The organism is Photobacterium frigidiphilum (genome assembly GCF_003025615.1).
Taxonomy (GTDB): Bacteria; Pseudomonadota; Gammaproteobacteria; order Enterobacterales; family Vibrionaceae; genus Photobacterium; species Photobacterium frigidiphilum.
Map to the genome: position 1 here is coordinate 58,654 of NZ_PYMJ01000017.1, position 22,439 is coordinate 81,092.

The window sequence follows — 22,439 nt, forward strand, 5'->3', positions numbered from 1 at the left end:
CAATAATCACAAGACTATTCTAGATAAGTAAATGGTCTGGTTTTTTCATCGGAAAATAGTCAATAACGAGATAGTCATTGAATTAACGAGTGGATCTCATTGTTAAATTTCTAACGTTATTTTGGTTATGTTAACCGACAAGGCTGAGTCAGATACTTGTCTAGATTGGTATAATAGGGAAAGGCAGTTTTAATTATGCTCATTGACTTTATTGCGAGCGTCGGACGTCAAGGGATTGAAAAGTTTCAGACTATCGGTCGCGCAACATTATTACTGTACGGCGCGCTAGTTAGTAAACCGCAACCGAAAAAAATGTTTCCACTGTTGATGAAGCAATTGTATTCAGTGGGTGTTTTATCTATCGCCATTATTATGGTATCAGGCTTATTTATTGGCATGGTACTTAGCCTGCAGGGCTATATTGTTTTAGTGGATTTTGGGGCCGAAACAAGTTTAGGCCAAATGGTCGCATTGTCATTGTTACGGGAACTCGGTCCTGTTGTGACGGCATTACTTTTCGCGGGTAGAGCAGGTTCTGCATTAACCGCCGAAATTGGCTTAATGAAAGCAACGGAACAATTGTCCAGCATGGAAATGATGGCGGTTGATCCCCTGCGGCGAGTGATTGCACCACGTTTTTGGGCGGGAGTTATTTCCATGCCCTTACTGGCGATGATGTTTAGCGCCGTTGGTATTTGGGGGGGACAGCTTGTTGGCGTTGATTGGAAAGGCATTGACTACGGAAGTTTTTGGTCTGTTATGCAAGCTTCTGTAGAGCTAGGGGAAGATATTGGCAATAGCCTCATTAAGTCTGTGGTCTTTGCTATTACCATTACATGGATTGCAGTATTCAATGGTTATGATGCTGTTCCTACCTCTGAAGGGATTAGTCGAGCGACCACACGAACCGTGGTTAATGCATCATTAGCAGTACTAGGGCTAGATTTTGTTCTGACAGCCTTAATGTTTGGTAATTAACATAAATAGAAATATTCTTACTGCATACACCGCAAAATATTAACGCGTTTAAGGTGTGCTGTTATTAATGGATGTTGGGAATAAACGGATGCATCAAAATAAAAAATTAGAATTATGGGTAGGCACATTTCTCATGGCAGGTATTGCCGCGTTACTTGTGCTGGTTTTTAAAGTGGCAGATGTACAGAACATCGGTACGAATGATACGTACACCTTGAAGGCGCATTTCGATAATATTGGCGGGTTAAAAGTTCGTTCCCCTATAAAAGTCGGTGGTGTTTCGGTTGGGCGTATTATCGATATTAGCCTCGATACCGAAAGTTTTACGCCTGTTGTGACAATGGCGATTGAGAAAAAATACGGGTATTTTCCTGAAACCAGTTCTGCGGCTATTTTGACGGCAGGCTTATTGGGTGAGCAATACTTAGGTATAAGCCCTGGTTTTATCGATGATGATATTGAGATGCTACATGACGGCGATTTATTGGAAGATACGAAATCAGCCTTAGTTTTAGAAGATATGATTGGTCAAGTGCTGTATAGCATTGGCGGCGATAGTGATAAGTAGGTAGATAATGAAATTGATTCGATATTTTTTATTTTGTTTAGCATCATTGCCATTGTTTGCTAGCGCTGCAACGGTTGATGCCACGAACCCCTATACGATGATGGCGATAGTTTCTCAGACAACGTTTGATCGTCTGAAGGCAGAGCAGGGAAAAATCCAAGCCAACCCAGACTATTTACGAACTGTCGTTAAAGAAGAGCTATTGCCTTACATTAATACGCGTTATGCCGCGTATAAAGTCTTAGGCCCTCAACTTAAGAAGACCACGAAAGAGCAGCGTAATGACTTTGTTGATGCGTTTACTGATTATCTGGTGGCTTCTTATGCACAAGTGTTAACGCAATATACCAATCAAGATATAAAAATAGAGCCACCGAAAGCCATTCCAGCGGATCGTACTATCGTTTCTGTGCGTATTGATATTGTTGATACGAAACGCCCACCTATTCGTTTAGATTTTAAATTACGTAAAAATAAAAAAACCAAAGAATGGCAGGGTTTTGACATGGTGGCTGAAGGCGTCAGTATGATATCAACCAAGAAAAGTGAGTGGAGTGGTCAACTTCGTACCGAAGGTGTTGATGTTGTAACACAAAATTTGATAACCCTTGCAGCTAAACCAATTCGCCGTGAGGCGAGTGCGAATGAATAAAGCAAAGATTAGGTTACAGAGCTTGGATAATGGTGATTATTGCTTGTCAGGGGTATTGGAACGTGACACAGTTCCAGCTTTTTGGCAGCAAAGATGTGAATGGATGCCACAGGGTTCAAAGGTAACACTCGATCTTTCGGGCTTATCTCGGGTAGACTCTGCCGGAATGGTGATGTTGCTTCATTTATCTCAGCAGTTAATCAATGCGGGGTGTGACTTCACATTATTAAATGTACCAGAGCAGCTCAAAACTTTGCTACGCCTAAGTCATGTAGAATCAATGTTAGCTGCCTATATAAAGTGAGCAGCAAAGAGGATAGCTTGTGGAAATCGCTGAAATTAAACAAATTCTTGAAACAGCCTTAACATTAGACGAAGTCATTGTTAAAGGTGAAGGTAGCCATTACGAAGTGATCGCAGTGGGTGCTATGTTTGACGGTATGAGCCGTGTTAAAAAACAACAAACCGTCTATGCACCATTGATGGAGCATATTGCTACTAACGCGATTCATGCGTTGAGTATTAAGACATACACGCCTGCTGAGTGGGCGCGTGATAAAAAGCTAATGTCGCTGTAAGAGGTTTATGATGCAGAAGTTTCGAATCCAAGGCGGTGGTCCATTAAGCGGCGAAGTCTCCATTTCTGGAGCTAAGAATGCAGCATTACCGATTTTGTTTGCCTCTTTATTAGCTGAAAAGCCAGTAGAAATTGCGAACGTACCAAAGTTGCGTGATATCGATACAACAATGGAACTGCTGGGTCGCTTGGGGGTAAATATTACCCGCAATGGGTCAGTTTTTATTGATGCTAGTGGTGTTAATGAGTTCTGTGCTCCTTACGATCTAGTCAAAACCATGCGAGCTTCTATTTGGGCGCTTGGACCATTGGTTGCACGTTTTGGTCAGGGGCAAGTCTCTCTACCGGGTGGTTGTGCAATTGGTGCCCGTCCTGTTGATCTTCATATTCATGGTTTAGAGCAGCTTGGTGCGACAATTACATTAGAAGAAGGCTACGTTAAAGCTTCTGTCGATGGTCGCCTTAAAGGTGCTCATATCGTCATGGATAAAGTGAGTGTTGGCGCGACAGTAACGATTATGTCTGCTGCGACATTAGCGGAAGGCACAACGGTTATTGAAAATGCTGCGCGTGAACCTGAAATTGTTGATACTGCCGATTTCTTAAATGCGATTGGTGCAAAGGTCACAGGTGCAGGTACTGATACCATTACGATTGAAGGCGTTGAGCGTTTGGGCGGTGGTTATCACGAAGTGGTTGCTGACCGCATCGAAACAGGTACCTTCTTAGTGGCTGCTGCGGTTTCTGGCGGTAGAATACTGTGTCGTAATACTCGACCAGCATTGCTAGAAGCGGTATTAGCAAAACTTGAGGAAGCGGGTGCTGTAATTGAAACTGGCGATGACTGGATCAGTATCGATATGACTGATCGAGAATTAAAAGCCGTCAACATTCGTACAGCGCCGCATCCTGGTTTCCCTACTGATATGCAGGCTCAGTTCTCATTGCTTAACTTAGTGGCGAAAGGAACGGGTATTATTACTGAAACGATTTTTGAAAATCGTTTCATGCATATTCCTGAACTTATTCGTATGGGTGCACGTGCTGAAATCGAAGGTAACACGGTTATTTGCGGTGATACAGACGGTTTTAGTGGTGCGCAAGTGATGGCAACAGATTTGCGTGCATCAGCAAGCTTGGTGATTGCTGGTAGCATTGCTGAAGGCGAAACCATTGTTGACCGTATTTACCACATAGACCGCGGTTACGAGCACATTGAAGGCAAGTTTAGTGCGTTAGGTATGAAGATTGAGCGTATTAGTGAGTAATTACTAACGTTGCTTGACGTATAATAAAAAAACCTCGCATTGCGAGGTTTTTTTATATGGTCATCTGTAATTATTGGCTATTGGCTATTGGCTATTGGCTATTGGCTATTGGCTATTGGCTATTGGCTACAGGTTCTGGCACTTCTGGTTCATCAGCAATGAGTACTGATAATACTAACGGCTTGCCATTTCGAAGTACTTTCATTGCAACCGTACTGCCTGGGCGTAATTCTGTCACAATATCGAGTACATTACGCATATCAGTGACTGGCTTACCATCTATTTCAACCAAGATGTCTTGTGCCTTAAACCCTGCTTTTGTCGCGGGTCCATTCGGATCCATGCCCATCACAATAATCCCGCTAACTTGATCGGCATCGTATAAGCGCGCCATTACAGGATTAATTTCACGACCATCAATACCGATATAGCCACGAATGACACGTCCATCAGCAATGAGTTTTTTCATTATCTTATGAGTTAACTCATAGGGAATAGCAAAAGAAATACCGTATGTTTCAATATCGGTTGCTTGCTGGAAAGAGGCCGTATTGATACCGACAAGTTCACCACGTGTATTGACTAAAGCACCGCCAGAGTTTCCTTCATTGATCGCTGCATCTGTTTGCAAGAAATCTTGGCGACCATAAAAACTCATCCCAGAACGCCCAGTCGCAGAAATAATGCCGTAAGTTGTCGTTTGACCCAGGTTGTAGGGGTTGCCTATTGCTAACACGACATCGCCAACGACCGGGTTATAGTGAGGATTTAGCGGAATCACAGGTAAGTTTTCAGCTTGAATTTTTAGCACCGCAATATCAGTGCGCTGATCTTTACCGATAAGTTGACCCGTGAAAAAACGACCATCCTGTAACGCGATAATAACTTGATCGGCTTGTGCTACGACATGATAGTTCGTAATGATATAGCCCTTATCACTCATGATGACACCTGAACCCAACCCTTGAGTACTCAGCGTTAAGCGATCATTCGCATCATATCGTCGGTTATAAATATTAACGACAGCAGGTGATGCTCGGCGTACGGCATTATTAAATGATATTTGTGCTAGCTTGGTATCCGGTTCAGATAATGAAACTGAAGAGGTAAACATTTGGCTACGTAATTCAGGAATAGCCACGAGTAATATCGCGGCTGTAGCGATGCCTAGTAAGACAGAACGACTTAAGAAAGCCAGCATCAATGCTCCCTGAATATTAAAATACGAAAAGTGACTGCGCAGGATAGCATCCCAAGACTTCGATACCAAACGGATTCATTCAGCTTATTTGGTGTAATTCATACGTTTCGTACAGTTCTTGATAAGTATCGGAGATAGAGACGGAAGTACCAAATAAATTTCACTATGATGAAAGCAACTGTGAAGCTGGATGGGGAAGAGCTTTTCGGCTGATATTGGCCCGAGCCATAAGCTCGGGGCGAGGTAAATCGTGAGTGACCGATCAGCGAATGATCAAATAAAGTACAGCGTCTTTGCGTTGCACTTCTAACGCTAATACTGCTGGATTTTTATCAAGTGCTTTACGCAATTCACCTAAGTTTCTAATTGGGCTACGATTGAGCCCGATGATGATGTCATCCTTCAGTAACCCATAGCGAGCGGCGAGAGATTTTTCGGCAACATTAGTGACTTTAACCCCTTTGGTGTTATCGCTAGAGCTTGTGTTGGCAAATTCAGCACCGACTAATCCGGGGTGTAAATTATCAGCTTTCACGGTGTTTTGAACCATTTCTTGTAACGTTACCGTGAAATCCTGTGCCTTACTATCGCGTATGATTCCCAGAGTGACTTTTTTACCCGCACCAAGAGTGGCAATTTTGGCACGTAATTCTCCAAAGGTGCGGATATTTTTACCGTTAATCGAAACGATGATATCTCCCGCTTTTAGCCCCGCTTTTTCTGCCGAAGAATCAGGCATTACTTGGTTAACAAAGGCACCTTGGTTAGTTTCATAGCCAAATGCTTCTGCTAACTCAGCGGTTAATTCACCACCTTGTACGCCAAGAACGCCACGTTTCACTTCGCCAAATTCTAATATTTGCTCAGTAAGATTTCTGACCATATTGGATGGAATGGCAAAACCAATCCCGACGTTGCCACCATTGGGGCCAAGAATGGCGGTATTGATGCCAATGAGCTCGCCATTAAGGTTAACTAAAGCACCACCAGAGTTACCGCTATTAATTGCAGCATCGGTTTGAATGAAGTTTTCAAAATTTTCAATATTTAAGCCGCTTCGCCCAAGCGCAGAAACAATGCCTGATGTCACCGTTTGACCTAAACCAAATGGATTACCAATCGCAACCGTATAATCACCTACACGCAGCTGGTCAGAATCGGCTAGTTTTATTTCAGCAAGGTCTTTGGGGGCTTTAACTTGCAATAAAGCAATATCCGACATTTTATCACTGCCAATCAGCTCGGCTGTTAGTTCTCTGCCATCATGAAATTGAACGATAATTTTGTCTGCACCATCAATGACATGATGGTTGGTAACGATGTAGCCTTTACCAGCATCGACAATAACGCCAGAGCCTAAGCCTCGAAATGGCTGCTCTCTAATTTGTTCTTCGGGGAAATCAGGGCCAAAAAAGAATCGGAATGAATCAGGTAGTCGTTGTGTGGATGTGTGCTTCCCTTCGACCGCAATACTGACAACAGCGGGTGTCACTTTTTCTAGCATAGGTGCTAGGCTAGGGAGTTGTTGGTTATTGACAGATACAGGTAAGGCCGCGGTTGCTGTTACAGGGGCTATAACAGAGCTGATACCTAGTGCAAGAGCACTTAAAACAAGTAAAGGTTTCTTCATTTTAGTTAACTCCGATTTAACAAGTGATTATTTCGACCTGTAAACCAGAGCTAAGTTCCCAGCATTAAAGGCAACTATTCATCGAACTGATTGAAATTAATGCTGGTATACCCATGATACAAAGTCAGCAAGTATGGGTATATATTTAATTAGCTAGCTTTTGACTCTTCAACTTTTTCAGGTACTTCTTCAACAGGTTTGTCGTTGAAAAGACCCGTTGCACCACTCGCATAATCGCGAGGTTGATCATGCAATGGCTCTGCTGGCTGCTTAACTGCTTCTAGTGTACTAATACGGCGAGCAAAGGGATTATCTTGCTCTGGTAAATTAGGCATTAGCTCGGTTGATGTTTTTGCCATATGCTCATAGAGTTTACTGTAGTCTTTAGCTACATTATCAAGCAGTTCTGCACTGCGAGCAAAATGGTCAACGAGCTCTTGGCGGTATTGCTCAAGTTCGTATTTTGATTTATCGAGATCTTTCTTTAGTTCTTTTTGTTGTTTTAGGCTTTTGTTACCTAAACGTGCGGCAAACGCACCAACAACAGCACCAGCTACGAAAATAATAAGCGCATAAATCCAAGCCATAAAAAACTCCTTTTGACTGAATTGAAATTAGGTTTAAGCCTGTCTATTTACTATACATGCAGAGAATCAGGCATGGTACTCTATTTATTGAGATTAACGATGGTCTCACGTTAACGCAGATTGTTATTGACAGTCTTAAGAGCATTTGTACGGATGTTAACAAAGTAGTGGATTCAGGATGACGCCAAAACAGCAATATCAACAAGACCTTAAGCAAGAAGACTTTTTTGCTGATGAGGCACAAGCAAATGCAGTTGCACACCTCGATGATCTCTACCATCGCATGCTACTTCCGCAACCGGAAGTGAAACCGTCTTTAGTTGGCCGTTTTTTTAAGCGTCAACATAAGCCTGTGGCGTTAACGCCCGTTAAAGGGGTGTATTTCTGGGGAGGAGTAGGGCGAGGTAAAACGTATCTGGTTGATACCTTCTTCGAATGCTTGCCAACAGAACGCAAAATGCGGATGCACTTCCATCGTTTCATGCACCGCGTCCATCATGAGATGCAGCAGCTCGGTGCTCAATCAGATCCTCTCGAACTGGTTGCGGATATCTTTAAATCTGAAACCGACATTATCTGCTTCGATGAATTTTTTGTTTCTGACATTACTGATGCGATGATTCTAGGTACGCTATTTGAAGCACTGTTTAAGCGCGGTGTTACACTCGTCGCAACGTCAAATATTCCCCCAGAAGATCTTTATCATAATGGCTTGCAACGTGCGCGTTTTTTACCTGCAATCGCACTGATTCAAGAGCATTGTTTTGTTGTTAATGTTGATTCCGGCATTGATTATCGACTTCGTACTTTAGAGCAAGCTGAAATTTATCATTCCCCGTTAGATGAACAAGCCCAGATCAATATTGAACAGTACTTTATGCAACTGTCGGTAGAACCAAGAACTCAACAGCACGACATTGAAATTAATAACCGCATGCTATCGACAGTGCGAGAAGCTGATGGGATTGTCCATTTCACCTTCAATACGTTATGCCAGACAGCGCGCAGCCAAACCGACTATATGGAAATAGCGCGTATTTACCACACGGTATTATTATCTGACGTTATTGTTATGGGGGGGAATGAAGATGACGCTGCCCGTCGATTTATTGCCATGGTGGATGAATTTTATGAGCGTAATGTGAAATTGATTATTTCAGCCGCCGCTGGGCTAGATACCCTTTATTGTGACGGTCGCTTAGAGTTTGAGTTTAAACGCTGTTGTTCACGTCTAATTGAGATGCAAAGCCACGATTATCTAGCGAAACCGCATTTAGCTTAATCAATCATTCAGACAGAATGGGGTTAATACTGCCAATGAAGGCATCAATATATCTGACTTTTAAGCGATATTTTGATTAAAAAGAAAAAAAAGCATTTTTTTTTGAAAAAAAGGTGATTTTTTCTCCACCCTTCCCTATAATCTTGCGACCCACCGTACCTGTATCGACGAAAGTCGGGAGTGCCAACCGCTCGAAGGGGTGATGACTGGGGCTCTGTACAGTGAGGGAATATCCTTTTGGGTATTCCTTTTAAGTGAATTAATTTTATTATCGGGTAATTATTAGCATGAAAACTTTCGTTGCTAAACCAGAAACTGTAAAACGTGACTGGTATGTTGTTGACGCTGAAGGTAAAACTCTTGGCCGTCTAGCAACTCAAATCGCATCTCGTCTACGTGGTAAGCATAAGCCGGAGTACACTCCGCACGTTGACACTGGTGACTACATTGTAGTTATCAACGCTGAAAAAGTTGCTGTAACTGGCGCTAAGAGAACTGACAAGATGTACCACCACCACACAGGTTTCATCGGTGGTCTTAAGTCAATCAGCTTTGAAAAGCTTATCGATAAGAAGCCAGAAATGGTTATCGAAACTGCTGTTAAAGGCATGCTTCCTAAGGGTCCTCTAGGCCGTGCAATGTACCGTAAACTTAAAGTTTATGCGGGTACTGAGCACAACCATGCTGCACAGCAGCCTAAAGTACTAGACATCTAATTGGGAATTATGACAATGGCAGAGAATCAATACTACGGCACTGGCCGTCGCAAAAGCTCAGCTGCTCGCGTTTTCATCAAACCGGGTACTGGCAAAATTGTAATCAACAAGCGTAGCCTTGAAGTTTACTTTGGTCGTGAAACAGCTCGCATGGTTGTTAACCAGCCGCTAGTTCTTCTAGACATGGTAGATAAGTTTGACCTAAACATCACTGTTAAAGGTGGTGGTATTACTGGTCAATCTGGCGCTATTCGTCACGGTATTACCCGTGCACTTATGGAATACGATGAGACTCTACGTCCTACTCTACGTTCAGCGGGTTATGTTACTCGTGATGCACGTAAAGTTGAGCGTAAGAAAGTTGGTCTACGTAAAGCACGTCGTAAACCACAGTTCTCAAAGCGTTAATATTACGCGCCAGATTTTATATCTGGTTACTGTGTACCAGAAAAGCTCAGCCCTCGGGTTGGGCTTTTTTTTGCCTTTAATATGTCATTTTTTAATGCATCTAACGAGGTTTTGAAACAAAAAGAACATACCTCTCACATTTGTTGCAAAAAAGTAGCTTTAACTTGTCAAAAAGTGGGGTTTTCTTTATCATTTGGCTTGTTAATCATTGCTATAAATTGTAACAAAATATCTGTTGTATCTTTTTGTTTTAAAGTTAGCTGTAAGCTCCAGGGACGCATAAGGAAATAATAATAATCCAGCGCGGGAGCACATTGGAGAATGTTTGGATGAGCAATGCGCCAGTAAGTAACGGCAGACGCCGCTTCCTAACTGCGACGACTTCGGTTGTTGGAGGTCTGGGTGCAGTAGCTGTAGCCGTACCTTTTATCAAATCGTGGAACCCAAGTGCTAGAGCGAAAGCTGCCGGGGCTCCAGTTGAAGTTGATATTAGTAAATTGGAAGATGGCCAAATGGTTCGCGTCGAATGGCGTGGAAAACCAGTTTGGGTTGTGCGTCGTGGTGATGCTATTTTGAAAGAGTTAGGTGAGCATGATGCTCAGCTTCGTGATCCAAATTCGGATGAACCGCAGCAACCTACTTATGCCCACAATAAGTTCCGTTCAGTTAAACCTGAAATCTTTTTAGCCGTAGGTATCTGTACCCACCTCGGTTGTTCCCCTACCTATTTACCAGACAGTTTTAGTGAGCAAGTGAGTGGTGTCAGTTCAGGTTTCTTCTGTCCTTGTCATGGTTCAAAGTTCGATATGGCTGGTCGTGTATTTGCTGGCGTACCTGCACCGTTAAACTTGGTGGTACCGCCGCATATGTTCGTTAACGATCATTCGATTATTATCGGTATTGATGAGGGGGCTGCCTAATGGACGCTTTACTCGGTTGGATTGAAAAACGTTTACCCGTGATGGATGCTTATAAAAAGCATTTATCTGAATACCCTATGCCGAAGAACTTTAACTTTTGGTATATTTTTGGTTCATTAGCCATGTTGGTACTCGTTAATCAGCTAGTAACGGGTGTTTGGCTTACCATGAATTATGTTCCATCTGGTGATGGTGCATTTGCTTCTGTGGAATACATCATGCGTGATGTGGACTACGGTTGGCTACTGCGTTATATGCATTCAACGGGCGCATCTGCGTTCTTTATTGTTGTATATTTGCACATGTTTCGTGGGTTAATTTACGGTTCTTATCAAAAGCCTCGCGAATTATTGTGGCTATTTGGTATGCTGATTTTCCTCGTGTTAATGGCTGAAGCTTTCATGGGTTACTTGCTACCTTGGGGACAAATGTCTTACTGGGGCGCGCAGGTCATTATTTCACTGTTTGGTGCTATTCCTGTTATCGGTGATGACTTAACACTATGGATTCGTGGTGATTATGTTATCTCTGGTGCGACGTTAAACCGTTTCTTTGCACTTCACGTGATTGCTCTTCCTATCGTATTGTTATTATTGATTGTATTGCATGTACTTGCACTGCATGAAGTGGGTTCAAACAACCCAGATGGTATCGAGACTAAGCTTCCGAAAGGCAGTAAAGGGGAAGGCTACAAGACGCAATTCCCATTCCATAAGCAATACAGCGGTAAATACGACGTTATTGATTCAATCCCATTCCATCCTTACGGTACGGTGAAAGATCTAGTTGGTGTTGCTGTTTTTGCATTTTTGTTCAGCTATGTGTTGTTTTTCAATCCAGAAATGGGCGGTTACTTCCTTGAGCCACCGAACTTTGAAGCAGCAAACCCGCTAAAAACACCTGAACATATTGCACCTGTTTGGTATTTCACTCCGTTCTACGCCATTTTACGTGCGGTACCTGATAAGTTGTTAGGTGTGGTTGCGATGGGGGCATCGATTGTCTTCTTATTCTTACTGCCATGGTTTGATCGTTGTAAAGTGCGTTCTTACCGCTACCGTAGCAAGTTGCATTTAGCGAATATTATTCAGTTTACAATTAGCTTTATTGCTCTTGGTATTCTTGGTTCGCTACCTGCGACGGCGCTGTATACCTTAATGGCTCAGATTTTCAGCTTTGGGTACTTTATGTTCTTCATTTTATTGTTTGTATACAGTAAAAATGAAGCGACGAAACCACTACCAGAGAGGGTGACATTCAAATGAAAAAATTGATTGTAATGCTGCTAGCTCTGTTGCCGTCTGTGGTTATGGCGGCGGGTGGTAACGTACATTTAGATGCAGCGAACAATGACATATCGGACAAAGCATCGTTACAACGTGGTGCAAAAACGTTTGTAAACTATTGTTTTGGTTGTCACGCAACGCAATATCAGCGTTATGAGCGTGTTGCGACAGATTTGGATATTCCATTGGATCTGATGAGAGATAACCTGATTTTCGATGAAAATGCGAAAGTGGGTGATCTGATGACGAATTCCATCTCTAAGGAATACGCAGCGGTATCGTTTGGTGCGCCTGCTCCAGATTTGACGCTGGTTGCTCGAGTGCGTGGTACCGATTGGTTGTATACTTACTTACGTTCTTTTTATGCAGACCCATCACGTCCATTTGGCGTGAATAATGTCATATTCCCAAGCGTGGGTATGCCACATGTGTTGGAAGAACTGCAAGGTGTACCAACAAAAGTATATGAAACGCGTCTAGTTGATGGTGAAGAAGTTCAAGAATATGTAGGAATAAAGTCTAATGGTGCCGGTGAATTAAACGCCGACGAATATGACGAAGTCGTACGTGATCTTGTTAACTTTCTTGAGTATTCAGCTGAACCGATGAAGCTTGAACGTCAGCGTTTAGGCTTATGGGTAATGGGCTTTATCGTTATATTCTTTGTATTAACAGTGTTGTTGAAGAAAGAATATTGGCGTGATGTCCACTGATCGGGTAATCTAGACGGTTAAGAATCTCGCAATGGGGGCTCCAGCCCCCATTGCTTTTTGTGTAATTTAATTATACTGGAGGGGTCAATGGCTGTTGCTGCCAATAAACGCTCTGTGATGACTCTGTATTCTGATGCGTCGGATATTTACAGCCATCAGGTGCGTATCGTACTAGCCGAAAAAGGTGTTAGTGTTGAAATTGAGCTGGTTGATCCAAATAACCTGCCTGAAGATCTGCTTGACCTAAATCCATACAATTCAGTGCCAACTCTTGTTGACCGTGAACTCGCTTTATATCAAGCAGGCATCATTATGGAGTACTTGGATGAGCGTTTCCCTCATCCACCTCTAATGCCTGTGTACCCTGTTGCTCGTGGTAATAGTCGTCTGATGATGTACCGCATTGAACGTAACTGGTACACGTTAGCTGAAAAAGTGAACAAAGGTACTGCGGACGAAGCAGACAAAGCACGTAAGCAATTGCGTGAAGAGCTTTTAGCACTTGCACCTGTTTTTGCTGAATATTCTTACTTCATGAGTGATGAATTTAGCTTGGTAGACTGTTACCTTGCTCCGCTACTATGGCGTTTACCTGAAATGGGTATTGAGCTAAGTGGCGTTGGTTCGAAAGAAGTTAAAGCATACATGACTCGTGTGTTTGAACGAGATTCTTTCCTTGCATCTCTTACTGAAGCTGAGCGTGAAATGCGCTTGACTGGACAGTAAATGGACATGGAAAAAATGACGCCGCGTCGTCCTTATTTGGTGCGTGCGTTTTATGATTGGCTGGTGGATAACGATTTGACACCGCACTTGGTCGTGGATGCCACGTTACCTGGTGCACAAGTGCCAATGGAGTTCGTAAGTGATGGTCAGATTGTTCTGAACATTGCGCCGCGTGCGGTAGGCAACTTAGAATTGGGTAATGAAGCTGTTAGCTTTAATGCGCGTTTTAGTGGCCGTCCACATGCTGTTATTGTACCTATGTATGCTGTTGTTGCGATTTATGCGCGAGAAAATGGTGCGGGTACAATGTTCGATCCAGAGCCAGCTTATGCGACTGACCTTGATGCTTTTGACGAAAATGAAGAAGCTGAAATTGACGGTATCGTAGAAGTTCAGGCAGAAACGTTAGCACCTGTGGCAGTGACTGCTGAAATAAGTGATGACAATGAACCTGATGATGAACCACCTCGCCCTAGAGGTCGTCCAAGTCTTCGTGTCGTAAAATAAAAAAACGCAGCCTTTGAGCTGCGTTTTTATTTTCTAGCTTTATATTTTCTAGTGAGTGCTGTTGCTAGCGAGGTTTAACCTTCAGGGTATTGAAATACTTTGATGACATTCTTAACGCCTGACACATTACGGGCAATTTCTGACGCTGTATCGCCCTGTGTGCGAGTAACGTAACCTAATAGGTATACTTCCTGCCCTTCAGTAATGACTTTAATAGAGGCATCTTTTAGCTGCTTACTTGCCACCATCTGAGATTTCACTTTTGTGGTGATCCAGCTATCACTACTGATCTCACCAAGCGTAGGTAGAGCACGAACCTTCACCTGATTGTAAACATGCTGCACATTACTCAGTTCTCGTACTTTTTCGCCGAGTAAAGATTGGGTTTCCTGATCGACAGCTTGACCAATCAGTAAAACATTTCCCTCTGTCGCAATGGCATTTATTCTTGCCAGTTGGCGAAAAGGGGGTTTATTGACGAGCCCGCCGACTTCCATTTCAATTTCTTGGTCATGCCACTGTTGTGTCGTGTTTCGAGGATCATTCGATGATAACCCCGAACAACCCTGTAATAGCATCAACAAAGCAAGCACCAATACTTGGCGTAGTATCATTGTTTATCCTTCGTGCTGTGGAAATAATACTTGATCAATTAAATCACATAAGCAGTGTAACGTTAGCAGGTGACCTTCTTGAATGCGGGCTGTGCGTTGTGAAGGAATGCGAATTTCAACGTCTTGCACACCAAATAAGCCCGCCATTTCACCGCCATCTTTACCGGTGAGTGCGATTATTGTCATGTCACGAGTAAGTGCTGCTTCCATGGCTTTAATAATGTTTTTACTGTTACCGCTGGTAGAAAGTACAAATAAGATATCACCCGCTTGACCTAACGCTCGTACCTGCTTAGAGAAGACTTCGTCATGGTGGTAGTCATTCGCTACTGCAGTGAGTGTGGTCGTGTCTGCGGTTAATGATAATGCCGGTAGGCTAGGGCGCTCTGTTTCAAAGCGGTTGATCAAACAAGAAGCAAAGTGCTGCGAATTTGCAGCGGAGCCGCCATTACCACAACAAAGGATCTTGTTACCGTTAAGAAGACTTTGAACCATAACTTGTGCGGCTTTAGATATCGCATCAGGTAATGCTTCTGCAGCAGCGATTTGGGTTTGGATACTTTCTTTAAAACTCTCACGGATGGTTTCTTGCATGACTAACCTTCAACTAGGGTATTGGTAAACCACTCAATCTGCTGATCGGGGCCTTGAATTGCGACCACATCAAAACGAAACTCGGTATGCTCTGTCGATAGGCCATTTTTTTTAAGCCACAACAGTGCCGCACGTTTCAGTTTCTGTTGCTTGCGCCAGTTTACCGCTTCAGCGGCAGAACCAAAATGATTCTGCTTACGAAATTTCACTTCGACAAATACGACACAGCTTTTATCACGCATGATCAAGTCTATTTCACCTGATCGACAAGTGAAATTTCTTTCAACAGGTTTGAGGTGATGGCGCTGCAAATACTGCTCTGCCATTACCTCATAAACCTGTCCTTGTTGACGCTTATTCAGCTGCAGGGGTGATACCATCAGACGTAAATACAGCCCAGTCCATTTCGCGTTGAACGACACATTGGTTATCAATACCTAACTGGCCAGTCATACCTTGAACGGTGTAATTATCAACAACACGCATCTGCGGTAATTCATTTACCATCTTATAGGCATCCATACCAAAAGCGTGTAAACGAATGCTGGTATTGCTTTCATTTGGCCATAGGCTATCAAAACGTTCCATAAAGCCTAATTCAGGATTTATGATTAAAGGAATATCGCTAAATTCAATCCCACGTAATTCGCTATTGTCGCTATTAGCGTTAGGGTTGCCACGTGAGCTTGCGTAAAGTTTCGGTGGTTTAACTTCTGGGTTAATTGCCACTTCGATAAATGGCTTAAGCAGTGTTAGCTCACTTTTATTCGCAATCAGATAGACGGCATCTGTATCACGACGGCTACGCTGCTGTGATTCCAGCTTAACACCCGTTAATTGATTCATTTGGCTAATACGTGCTTGGCTGTCGTTTAAGCCAAAAATACGTGATATCTGTTGCTGAATTTGTTTGCGTGAACCGAAGGTATCAATATCGGCATTACGGCCTGTTAATTGCTGCCACTGTTCGTTAAAAGCGTCTGTTACACGTTGGCCAAATTTATTTTTTGGTGCGAGCACGAGTGGATATTGGTGCCCTTTAGCAAATAAATGTTGCGCGGCTTGTTCTGCTTCTTGCTCTGGTGATAGCGAAAAGTAACAAGACTGAGTTTGGCTTACATCTAGCTGTTCTGGTTGATTAAGTGCCAGCAGGTTGATTTGGCTGGTATTGCTTTGTTGAAATGCGGTCACTTTCTCTTTGCGTAAAGGCCCGATAACAAACTGCGTACCATTGGCTTGTAATTTTGCCATGATCGCAGTTATTGACTCCGCTTCAGTGTCAAAAACTGTCAACTCAGTGTCTGTATCTCTACTGGTATCATCAAGCATTGCATTGATAAAACCATCACGCACGGCTTTACCTTGCGATTCAAATCGGCCTGTTAGAGGAAGTAATAACGCGACATTATCGAGTTCTGCCACTTCCATTGACATGATGGCTTCAAGTTCAGTCGGCAAATATTGATGCGCAGGGTGATAAGGATTCATACTTAACCATTCATCAACGGCGCTTTTAAGACGAACAGGTCGTTGTGAATAGGTGTTTTTCAAGATGCTTAATTGAATCCAGCCTCGCAATACTGTTTCATCTTCCTTCAAACTAACAGATTGAAGTTGGCTGTTATTATAGCCTGATAGATCTTGCCATAGGTTTTGCCAGTTGGCGTTCTTTTGGTCTGATGGTAAGTACTGATCAAGCATAGTGCGTTCACGAGCGGCTTTGGAGTGTTGGCCTAATTGACCAAGTAGCTCTGCGCGTAGCATGAAATAACGTTTATATTGGTTATCAGGAAGCGGCCACCAAGGTTGGAAATTTAATGTATCCAATGCCTCTTGTGGTTGTCCTTGCTGATAGCGCAATGTTGCGCGTGCAAGCTGCCACTCAGCCATTTGTATTGGGCTAAGAGACATGCGGCTTAAGCGTTTTGCTTGGTTATCTGCTTGAGTCCATTGGCCTTCTTTAATTAAGGCCTTTAAAGCAAGAATATTCCAGTCGATGCTTTCAATACCATCACTGGATTCTGCTTTTATGAGGTAATTTGCCGAAGTATCAGTTGCTATAGCAGTGATATTAGAGGCAGAAGCTTGTTGTTGGTTTGACGAACTACAGCCCGCCAAAATCACGGCAAGGGCTACAGGTGCCAAGAGTCGTGATACACTTTTACGCTTATGGGTAAAATTGAGCATTGAATTCATTCAACTGTGAAAAATTACTTACTATATTAATTGCAGATGAGATCTTAAACAAATGAGAGAGACCAATTCATGCATGGTAGATGTTGCAACTTTGTACATCGTACCCACACCAATCGGTAACTTAGCAGACATTACACACCGTGCATTGGATGTTTTAGCAAATGTTGATTTAATCGCTGCTGAAGACACTCGTCACACGTCGCGCTTGCTGTCGCATTTCTCTATCTCTACCCGCACCTTTGCGCTTCATGATCATAATGAACAGCAAAAAGCTGATTATTTAATCGAAAAGCTTCAGGCGGGTACCAGTATCGCTCTTGTATCCGATGCTGGCACACCTCTGATTAGTGATCCAGGATATCATTTAGTTAACCGCTGTCGTCAGGCGGGTGTAAAAGTTGTGCCTTTACCTGGCCCTTGTGCGGTTATTACTGCACTAAGTGCTGCCGGTTTACCGTCTGATCGCTTTAGTTTTGAAGGATTCCTTCCACCAAAGAGTAAAGGACGGCGTGATACGTTTCAATCACTTGCTGACGACGGGCGCACATTAATTTTTTATGAATCACCGCACCGAATTACAGATTCCTTAGCTGATATGTTAGCGGTGTTAGGCCCAGAACGCCAAGTTGTGTTAGCGAGAGAGTTAACAAAAACGTATGAAACAATCCATGGGGCACCATTAGGCGAGTTGATTGATTGGTTAAGTGAAGACAGCAATCGTGTTCGTGGTGAAATGGTGGTTTTAGTTGCCGGACACCGTAAAGCAAAAGATGATTTACCTTCTGAAGCGCTACGTACAGTGGGTTTATTAGTCAAAGAGTTACCTCTTAAGAAAGCGGCAGCACTTGCGGCTGAGATCCATGGTGTAAAGAAAAATGCACTTTATAAGTGGGGATTAGAAAACCTCGATTAAGATCTTAAGTACGATGTACAGAGAGTGTTTGTTTACAATGGCGTAATAATACTGATTATTGTTCAATATTTAGACACTTTGTGCTCGTGTATGATCTTTTACTGGTAACTGGTGCTGGACTCTTATAGAATCCGCCACCGGAGTTGGTCAGGCGATCGCTGCTTCGTTGATGTCCTTAGGGAGACTGACGGAGGGGAGGAAAGTCCGGGCTCCAAAGGGCAGGGTGCCAGATAACGTCTGGGGGGCGCGAGCCCACGACAAGTGCAGCAGAGAGTATACCGCCGATGACTCGCTTGCGAGAACAGGTAAGGGTGAAAGGGTGCGGTAAGAGCGCACCGCGCGGCTAGTAATAGTTCGTGGCATGGTAAACTCCACCCGGAGCAAGACCAAATAGGTCCCTAATGGCGCGGCCCGCGTTGGGGACGGGTAGGTTGCTTGAGCCTGTGAGTGATTGCAGGCCTAGAGGAATGGTTGCCACTGCGAAAGCAGCTACAAAACCCGGCTTATAGACCAACTCCACCTATTCGAATAAAAGGTGATGTTGACTTCTCTTATTAGAAGTTAACATCACCTTTTGTCGTTTCTATCGTATGAAATTATCCATCAAACCTAAAATCGTTAACTTATGACGTATCTCTGACGTTAAATGTTCTTACTTGCTTGACAACTTTTTTGTCTCATACGTACACTTTATGGGAAAATAAGTGCAGCACTGCCTTCGTAACGATGAATACTCATTATATTGTTATAAGCTCTTGATGAATTTAGGTATATAAACGATAGCGGTTTATGCTTGAAGCTGTGATGGTAATGTAAAAATGAAAAGGCTGTTAGCGATGACAAAGCGCTATTGTGATACCTGTGATAGTCTCTTTGTTGATACGGTAATTTAGCCATTTTTAGGTTTGCTGTATTAAGCCTGTTTATTGCTCGTTTTATTACGTTAAAATTGGGTATAAACCGCTTTAACAGTAAATTGTTAGATACAAGATACAACTTCAGGCTGGGGTGACATTTAAATAAACCGCCTCAGTAAGCTTTCACTTTAGCTGAAACCAATTAATTATATGTCTGAACAATTAGCACACATCTCCGTCTTACTTCATGAATCGGTTGACGGCCTAGCGATTAAACCTGACGGTATTTATATCGATGGTACTTTTGGACGTGGTGGACATAGCCGCCTGATCCTATCTCATTTAGGTGAAAATGGTCGCCTCTATGGTATCGACCGTGATCCTCAAGCGATTGCTGAAGCACAAACTATTGATGATCCGCGTTTCAGTATTATCCACGGTCCGTTTTCCGGTATGGAAAAGTACATGGAAGAGCGTGATTTAATCGGTCGTGTCGACGGCGTATTACTTGATTTAGGTGTGTCATCACCGCAGCTAGATGATGCTGAACGCGGCTTTAGTTTTATGCGTGACGGCCCGTTAGACATGCGCATGGATCCTACATCAGGCATTTCAGCGGCGGAGTGGTTAGCAGAAGCAGAAGCTGATGACATTGCATGGGTATTAAAAGAGTTTGGTGAAGAGCGTTTTGCTAAACGCATTGCACGTGGCATTGTTGAGCATCGCGAAAATCCTGACAAAGCGCCATTAACACGTACAACAGAATTAGCGGCTTTAATCTCAAATGTATCTCCGTTTAGAGACAAGCATAAGCACCCTGCAACGCGCAGTTTTCAAGCGATTCGTATTTATATTAATAGCGAACTTGATGAAATTGAAACGGCATTAAATGGTGCGGTTAAAGTGTTAGCGCCACAAGGTCGTTTATCTGTAATTAGCTTCCATTCACTAGAAGATCGCATGGTAAAGCGCTTTATTCGCAAGAATAGTAAAGGGCCTGAAGTACCTGCGGGTTTCCCGTTAACAGAAGATCAAATCAAAGCATTGGGGTCTGCTGATTTAAAAATGGCGAGTAAAGCCATTAAGCCTTCGAAAGATGAGTTAGGTGATAACAAGCGAGCACGTAGTTCCGTACTACGCCTTGCTGAACGCCTATGAGTCTAGATCCACAACCGCCTTCTAATTTAGCCCGTCTGATCGCACGAGATATCGTGTCGGTCGGACGCGTTCCTGCGATCTTGTTGATCCTGATATTAATGTCTGCCTTGGCTGTGGTGTATGTTACCCATCAATCACGACAAATGATCGCTCAGCAGGAGCAGTTGTTCATAGAGCGGGATCAGCTAGATATAGAATGGCGAAATCAAATTCTAGAAGAGAATTCACTAGCGGAGCATAGCCGAGTAGAGCGCTTTGCAGAAGAGGAAATCGACATGAAACGACCTTCTGCTAAGAATGAAATCGTTGTGCAATAATTTATGGCATTATTTAAAAGCTCAAAGACGAAAAATCAGCGACGCCAGAAAGCGCCATCGGCATTTATTCCGTGGCGCTTTGGTGTTATATGCGGTTGTATATTTCTTGCCTTGGTCGGTCTCATCGGCCGTGCCGCATATATTCAAGTACTCGAGCCAGGAAGATTAATTCAAGAAGGCGATTTACGCTCACTACGTGTAAAAGCCATGCCTTCAGCTCGAGGGATTATTTCTGATCGTAATGGCGAGCAATTAGCCGTTAGCGTTCCCGTTCAAGCCGTTTGGGCAGATCCTGTTCAAATTTATAAGAATGGCGGGATGCAGCAAGTTGAGCGATGGCATGCCCTCGCGGATGTATTGGGTTTAAATCGACAAGAATTATTAGCCCGTCTGGAAAAATACCAAAAGCGCCGTTTTGTTTATTTAGCCCGCCAAGTTAGCCCTGCAATGGCAGATTATGTCAGTAAATTGAAATTACCGGGTATTGGGTTAAAAGATGAATCTCGTCGTTTCTATCCTTCAGGTGAAGTCAGTGCCCATCTGATTGGTGTGACAGGTATTGATGGCCATGGTTTAGAGGGTGTAGAGCGCACCTATGATGGTTGGTTAACCGGAGAGCCCGGCCGACGCACGGTACGGAAAGATCGTTATGGGCGTGTGGTTGAAAATATCTCTTTGCAAAAACGTGAACCCGGCAAACCACTAGAATTAAGTATTGATCAACGTATTCAAGCGGTAGCGTACCGTACGATGAAAGAAGCCATCGTTAATTTACCAGCAACATCGGCGAGTCTTGTGCTTGCTGATGTTAATACTGGCGAAATATTAGCAATGGTTAATGCGCCGTCATTTAACCCGAATAATCGCAATGATCGTCAATCGTATAAAATGCGTAATCGCGTAATTACCGATTCTTTTGAGCCTGGCTCGACGGTAAAGCCGTTTGGTGTATTAGAAGCCATGGAAAGTGGCATTGTTGATGAAAGTACATTGATTAAAATACCGGGGCGTCGTTTACGTGTTGGTAGTAATTATGTTTCTGATGTCTCTCGGATTGAAAAAGAAGCGACGGTTGGTCGCATTTTGCAAAAATCCAGTAACATCGGCATGACGAAGCTGTCGCTTGCTATGCCCATTGAAGATCTTATTGAGATGTACCAGCGTGTTGGGTTTGATGAGCCATCGGGTATTAATTTAGTGGGAGAAGCTGTGGGCTTGTTCCCTAATCGACGCCGTTGGTCTGATATTGAACGAGCAACATTTGCATACGGTTATGGTTTGTCTGTTACACCCATTCAGTTAGTGCATGTTTACGCGACCTTAGGCGCCAAAGGGCTGAAACGTCCATTATCGATTTTAAAAACAGAGAAAGTCGTTCCTGGTAAACAGGTTATAGACCCTAAGTTAGTCGAGGAAGTACTGACGATGATTGAATCTGTAACCGATAAAGCGGGCGGTGGCGGCGGTTGGCGCGCAAGAGTTCCTGGCTATCGTGTTGGGGTAAAAACGGGTACCGCTAAAAAAGCGATCGCGGGTGGTTATGGTGATGACTATATCGCCTACACAGCAGGTGTTGCCCCGATCAGTAAGCCGCGTTTAGCAATGGTCGTGATGGTGAATGAACCGAAAGGCGAGCAATACTATGGTGGCGCAATAGCCGCTCCGATTTTCGCTGAAGTCATGCAAAGCGCATTACAAATTTTGAATGTGCCGCCTGATGCCGACACCATTGATAAAATGAATATCGTAAATAAATAATTGAGGCGATGTA

The 22,439-nt window shown here is 43.4% G+C and carries 25 protein-coding genes and 1 other RNA gene; 19 read left to right on the forward strand and 7 right to left on the reverse strand.

All coding sequences use genetic code 11. The features are described 5' to 3' along the window. Nucleotides 1-195 precede the first annotated feature (195 nt). From mlaE to murA, 6 genes are all read left to right on the forward strand, one after another. Entirely contained in the window at nucleotides 196-978 is a 783-nt protein-coding gene (mlaE, locus tag C9J12_RS16460) for a lipid asymmetry maintenance ABC transporter permease subunit MlaE (protein WP_107243710.1), read from the forward strand. A gap of 88 nt (nucleotides 979-1,066) precedes the next feature. Continuing rightward, complete coding sequence (mlaD, locus tag C9J12_RS16465) at nucleotides 1,067-1,546, forward strand: outer membrane lipid asymmetry maintenance protein MlaD (protein WP_170111803.1); 480 nt, start codon at nucleotides 1,067-1,069, stop codon at nucleotides 1,544-1,546. Between the two features lie 7 nt (nucleotides 1,547-1,553). Then, nucleotides 1,554-2,198 (forward strand): phospholipid-binding protein MlaC, encoded by a 645-nt coding sequence (gene mlaC, locus C9J12_RS16470; protein ID WP_107243712.1) that lies wholly within the window; start codon nucleotides 1,554-1,556, stop codon nucleotides 2,196-2,198. Next, nucleotides 2,191-2,502 (forward strand): STAS domain-containing protein, encoded by a 312-nt coding sequence (locus C9J12_RS16475; protein ID WP_107243713.1) that lies wholly within the window; start codon nucleotides 2,191-2,193, stop codon nucleotides 2,500-2,502. The genes mlaC and C9J12_RS16475 overlap by 8 nt, the downstream gene beginning before the upstream one ends. 19 nt (nucleotides 2,503-2,521) lie before the next feature. After that, on the forward strand, nucleotides 2,522-2,776 hold the full coding sequence (gene ibaG, locus C9J12_RS16480; RefSeq protein WP_006232429.1) for a BolA family iron metabolism protein IbaG: 255 nt from the start codon (nucleotides 2,522-2,524) through the stop codon (nucleotides 2,774-2,776). A gap of 10 nt (nucleotides 2,777-2,786) precedes the next feature. Beyond that, nucleotides 2,787-4,043 (forward strand): UDP-N-acetylglucosamine 1-carboxyvinyltransferase, encoded by a 1,257-nt coding sequence (gene murA, locus C9J12_RS16485; RefSeq protein ID WP_107243714.1) that lies wholly within the window; start codon nucleotides 2,787-2,789, stop codon nucleotides 4,041-4,043. A gap of 112 nt (nucleotides 4,044-4,155) precedes the next feature. Here murA and degS read toward each other — a convergent pair whose 3' ends face one another. The 3 genes from degS to zapG all read right to left on the reverse strand — a co-directional run bounded on the left by degS (nucleotide 4,156) and on the right by zapG (nucleotide 7,461). Next, nucleotides 4,156-5,244, reverse strand: a complete 1,089-nt coding sequence (degS, locus tag C9J12_RS16490) for an outer membrane-stress sensor serine endopeptidase DegS (RefSeq protein ID WP_107243715.1) — start codon at nucleotides 5,242-5,244, stop codon at nucleotides 4,156-4,158. A 262-nt stretch (nucleotides 5,245-5,506) separates the two neighbouring features. After that, nucleotides 5,507-6,874 (reverse strand): Do family serine endopeptidase, encoded by a 1,368-nt coding sequence (locus C9J12_RS16495; RefSeq protein ID WP_107243716.1) that lies wholly within the window; start codon nucleotides 6,872-6,874, stop codon nucleotides 5,507-5,509. Nucleotides 6,875-7,023: 149 nt separating this feature from the next. Continuing rightward, nucleotides 7,024-7,461: a Z-ring associated protein ZapG gene (gene zapG, locus C9J12_RS16500; RefSeq protein WP_107243717.1), complete on the reverse strand. Its 438-nt coding sequence runs from the start codon at nucleotides 7,459-7,461 to the stop codon at nucleotides 7,024-7,026. A 178-nt stretch (nucleotides 7,462-7,639) separates the two neighbouring features. Here zapG and zapE point away from each other — a divergent pair, with 178 nt between their 5' ends. From zapE to sspB, 8 genes are all read left to right on the forward strand, one after another. Beyond that, a complete protein-coding gene (gene zapE / locus C9J12_RS16505; protein ID WP_107243718.1) occupies nucleotides 7,640-8,743 on the forward strand; it encodes a cell division protein ZapE in 1,104 nt (367 codons plus the stop codon). 287 nt (nucleotides 8,744-9,030) lie between these two features. Beyond that, the gene (gene rplM, locus C9J12_RS16515) at nucleotides 9,031-9,459 is read left to right on the forward strand and encodes a 50S ribosomal protein L13 (RefSeq protein WP_011219795.1); all 429 of its coding nucleotides are present in this window, start codon (nucleotides 9,031-9,033) and stop codon (nucleotides 9,457-9,459) included. A 15-nt stretch (nucleotides 9,460-9,474) separates the two neighbouring features. Continuing rightward, nucleotides 9,475-9,867, forward strand: a complete 393-nt coding sequence (gene rpsI, locus C9J12_RS16520) for a 30S ribosomal protein S9 (RefSeq protein ID WP_041394537.1) — start codon at nucleotides 9,475-9,477, stop codon at nucleotides 9,865-9,867. 329 nt (nucleotides 9,868-10,196) lie between these two features. Next, nucleotides 10,197-10,787 (forward strand): ubiquinol-cytochrome c reductase iron-sulfur subunit, encoded by a 591-nt coding sequence (petA, locus tag C9J12_RS16525; RefSeq protein WP_107243719.1) that lies wholly within the window; start codon nucleotides 10,197-10,199, stop codon nucleotides 10,785-10,787. Beyond that, entirely contained in the window at nucleotides 10,787-12,052 is a 1,266-nt protein-coding gene (locus C9J12_RS16530) for a cytochrome b (RefSeq protein ID WP_107243720.1), read from the forward strand. The genes petA and C9J12_RS16530 overlap by 1 nt, the downstream gene beginning before the upstream one ends. Next, entirely contained in the window at nucleotides 12,049-12,786 is a 738-nt protein-coding gene (locus C9J12_RS16535) for a cytochrome c1 (RefSeq protein ID WP_107243721.1), read from the forward strand. Before C9J12_RS16530 ends, C9J12_RS16535 begins: the two co-directional genes overlap by 4 nt. An 87-nt stretch (nucleotides 12,787-12,873) precedes the next feature. Continuing rightward, nucleotides 12,874-13,512, forward strand: a complete 639-nt coding sequence (gene sspA, locus C9J12_RS16540; RefSeq protein WP_006232441.1) for a stringent starvation protein SspA — start codon at nucleotides 12,874-12,876, stop codon at nucleotides 13,510-13,512. Further along, complete coding sequence (sspB, locus tag C9J12_RS16545) at nucleotides 13,513-14,019, forward strand: ClpXP protease specificity-enhancing factor (protein ID WP_006232442.1); 507 nt, start codon at nucleotides 13,513-13,515, stop codon at nucleotides 14,017-14,019. A gap of 74 nt (nucleotides 14,020-14,093) precedes the next feature. Here sspB and C9J12_RS16550 read toward each other — a convergent pair whose 3' ends face one another. The 4 genes from C9J12_RS16550 to C9J12_RS16565 are packed head-to-tail and all read right to left on the reverse strand — an operon-like array spanning nucleotide 14,094 to nucleotide 17,414. Next, the gene (locus C9J12_RS16550; RefSeq protein WP_107243722.1) at nucleotides 14,094-14,633 is read right to left on the reverse strand and encodes a BON domain-containing protein; all 540 of its coding nucleotides are present in this window, start codon (nucleotides 14,631-14,633) and stop codon (nucleotides 14,094-14,096) included. A gap of 3 nt (nucleotides 14,634-14,636) precedes the next feature. Next, entirely contained in the window at nucleotides 14,637-15,227 is a 591-nt protein-coding gene (locus tag C9J12_RS16555; RefSeq protein WP_006232444.1) for a phosphoheptose isomerase, read from the reverse strand. Nucleotides 15,228-15,229: 2 nt separating this feature from the next. Next, nucleotides 15,230-15,607 (reverse strand): YraN family protein, encoded by a 378-nt coding sequence (locus tag C9J12_RS16560; protein WP_107243723.1) that lies wholly within the window; start codon nucleotides 15,605-15,607, stop codon nucleotides 15,230-15,232. Next, entirely contained in the window at nucleotides 15,582-17,414 is a 1,833-nt protein-coding gene (locus tag C9J12_RS16565; RefSeq protein WP_107243724.1) for a penicillin-binding protein activator, read from the reverse strand. The genes C9J12_RS16560 and C9J12_RS16565 overlap by 26 nt, the downstream gene beginning before the upstream one ends. A 61-nt stretch (nucleotides 17,415-17,475) precedes the next feature. Here C9J12_RS16565 and rsmI point away from each other — a divergent pair, with 61 nt between their 5' ends. The 5 genes from rsmI to ftsI all read left to right on the forward strand — a co-directional run bounded on the left by rsmI (nucleotide 17,476) and on the right by ftsI (nucleotide 22,426). Then, the gene (gene rsmI, locus C9J12_RS16570) at nucleotides 17,476-18,336 is read left to right on the forward strand and encodes a 16S rRNA (cytidine(1402)-2'-O)-methyltransferase (RefSeq protein ID WP_107243725.1); all 861 of its coding nucleotides are present in this window, start codon (nucleotides 17,476-17,478) and stop codon (nucleotides 18,334-18,336) included. A 139-nt stretch (nucleotides 18,337-18,475) separates the two neighbouring features. Beyond that, nucleotides 18,476-18,858, forward strand: an RNA gene (gene rnpB / locus C9J12_RS16575) — RNase P RNA component class A. 545 nt (nucleotides 18,859-19,403) lie between these two features. After that, nucleotides 19,404-20,351: a 16S rRNA (cytosine(1402)-N(4))-methyltransferase RsmH gene (rsmH, locus tag C9J12_RS16580; RefSeq protein WP_107243726.1), complete on the forward strand. Its 948-nt coding sequence runs from the start codon at nucleotides 19,404-19,406 to the stop codon at nucleotides 20,349-20,351. Continuing rightward, on the forward strand, nucleotides 20,348-20,668 hold the full coding sequence (gene ftsL / locus C9J12_RS16585) for a cell division protein FtsL (RefSeq protein WP_107243727.1): 321 nt from the start codon (nucleotides 20,348-20,350) through the stop codon (nucleotides 20,666-20,668). The genes rsmH and ftsL overlap by 4 nt, the downstream gene beginning before the upstream one ends. A gap of 3 nt (nucleotides 20,669-20,671) precedes the next feature. Next, the gene (gene ftsI / locus C9J12_RS16590) at nucleotides 20,672-22,426 is read left to right on the forward strand and encodes a peptidoglycan glycosyltransferase FtsI (protein WP_107243728.1); all 1,755 of its coding nucleotides are present in this window, start codon (nucleotides 20,672-20,674) and stop codon (nucleotides 22,424-22,426) included. Nucleotides 22,427-22,439 lie beyond the last annotated feature (13 nt).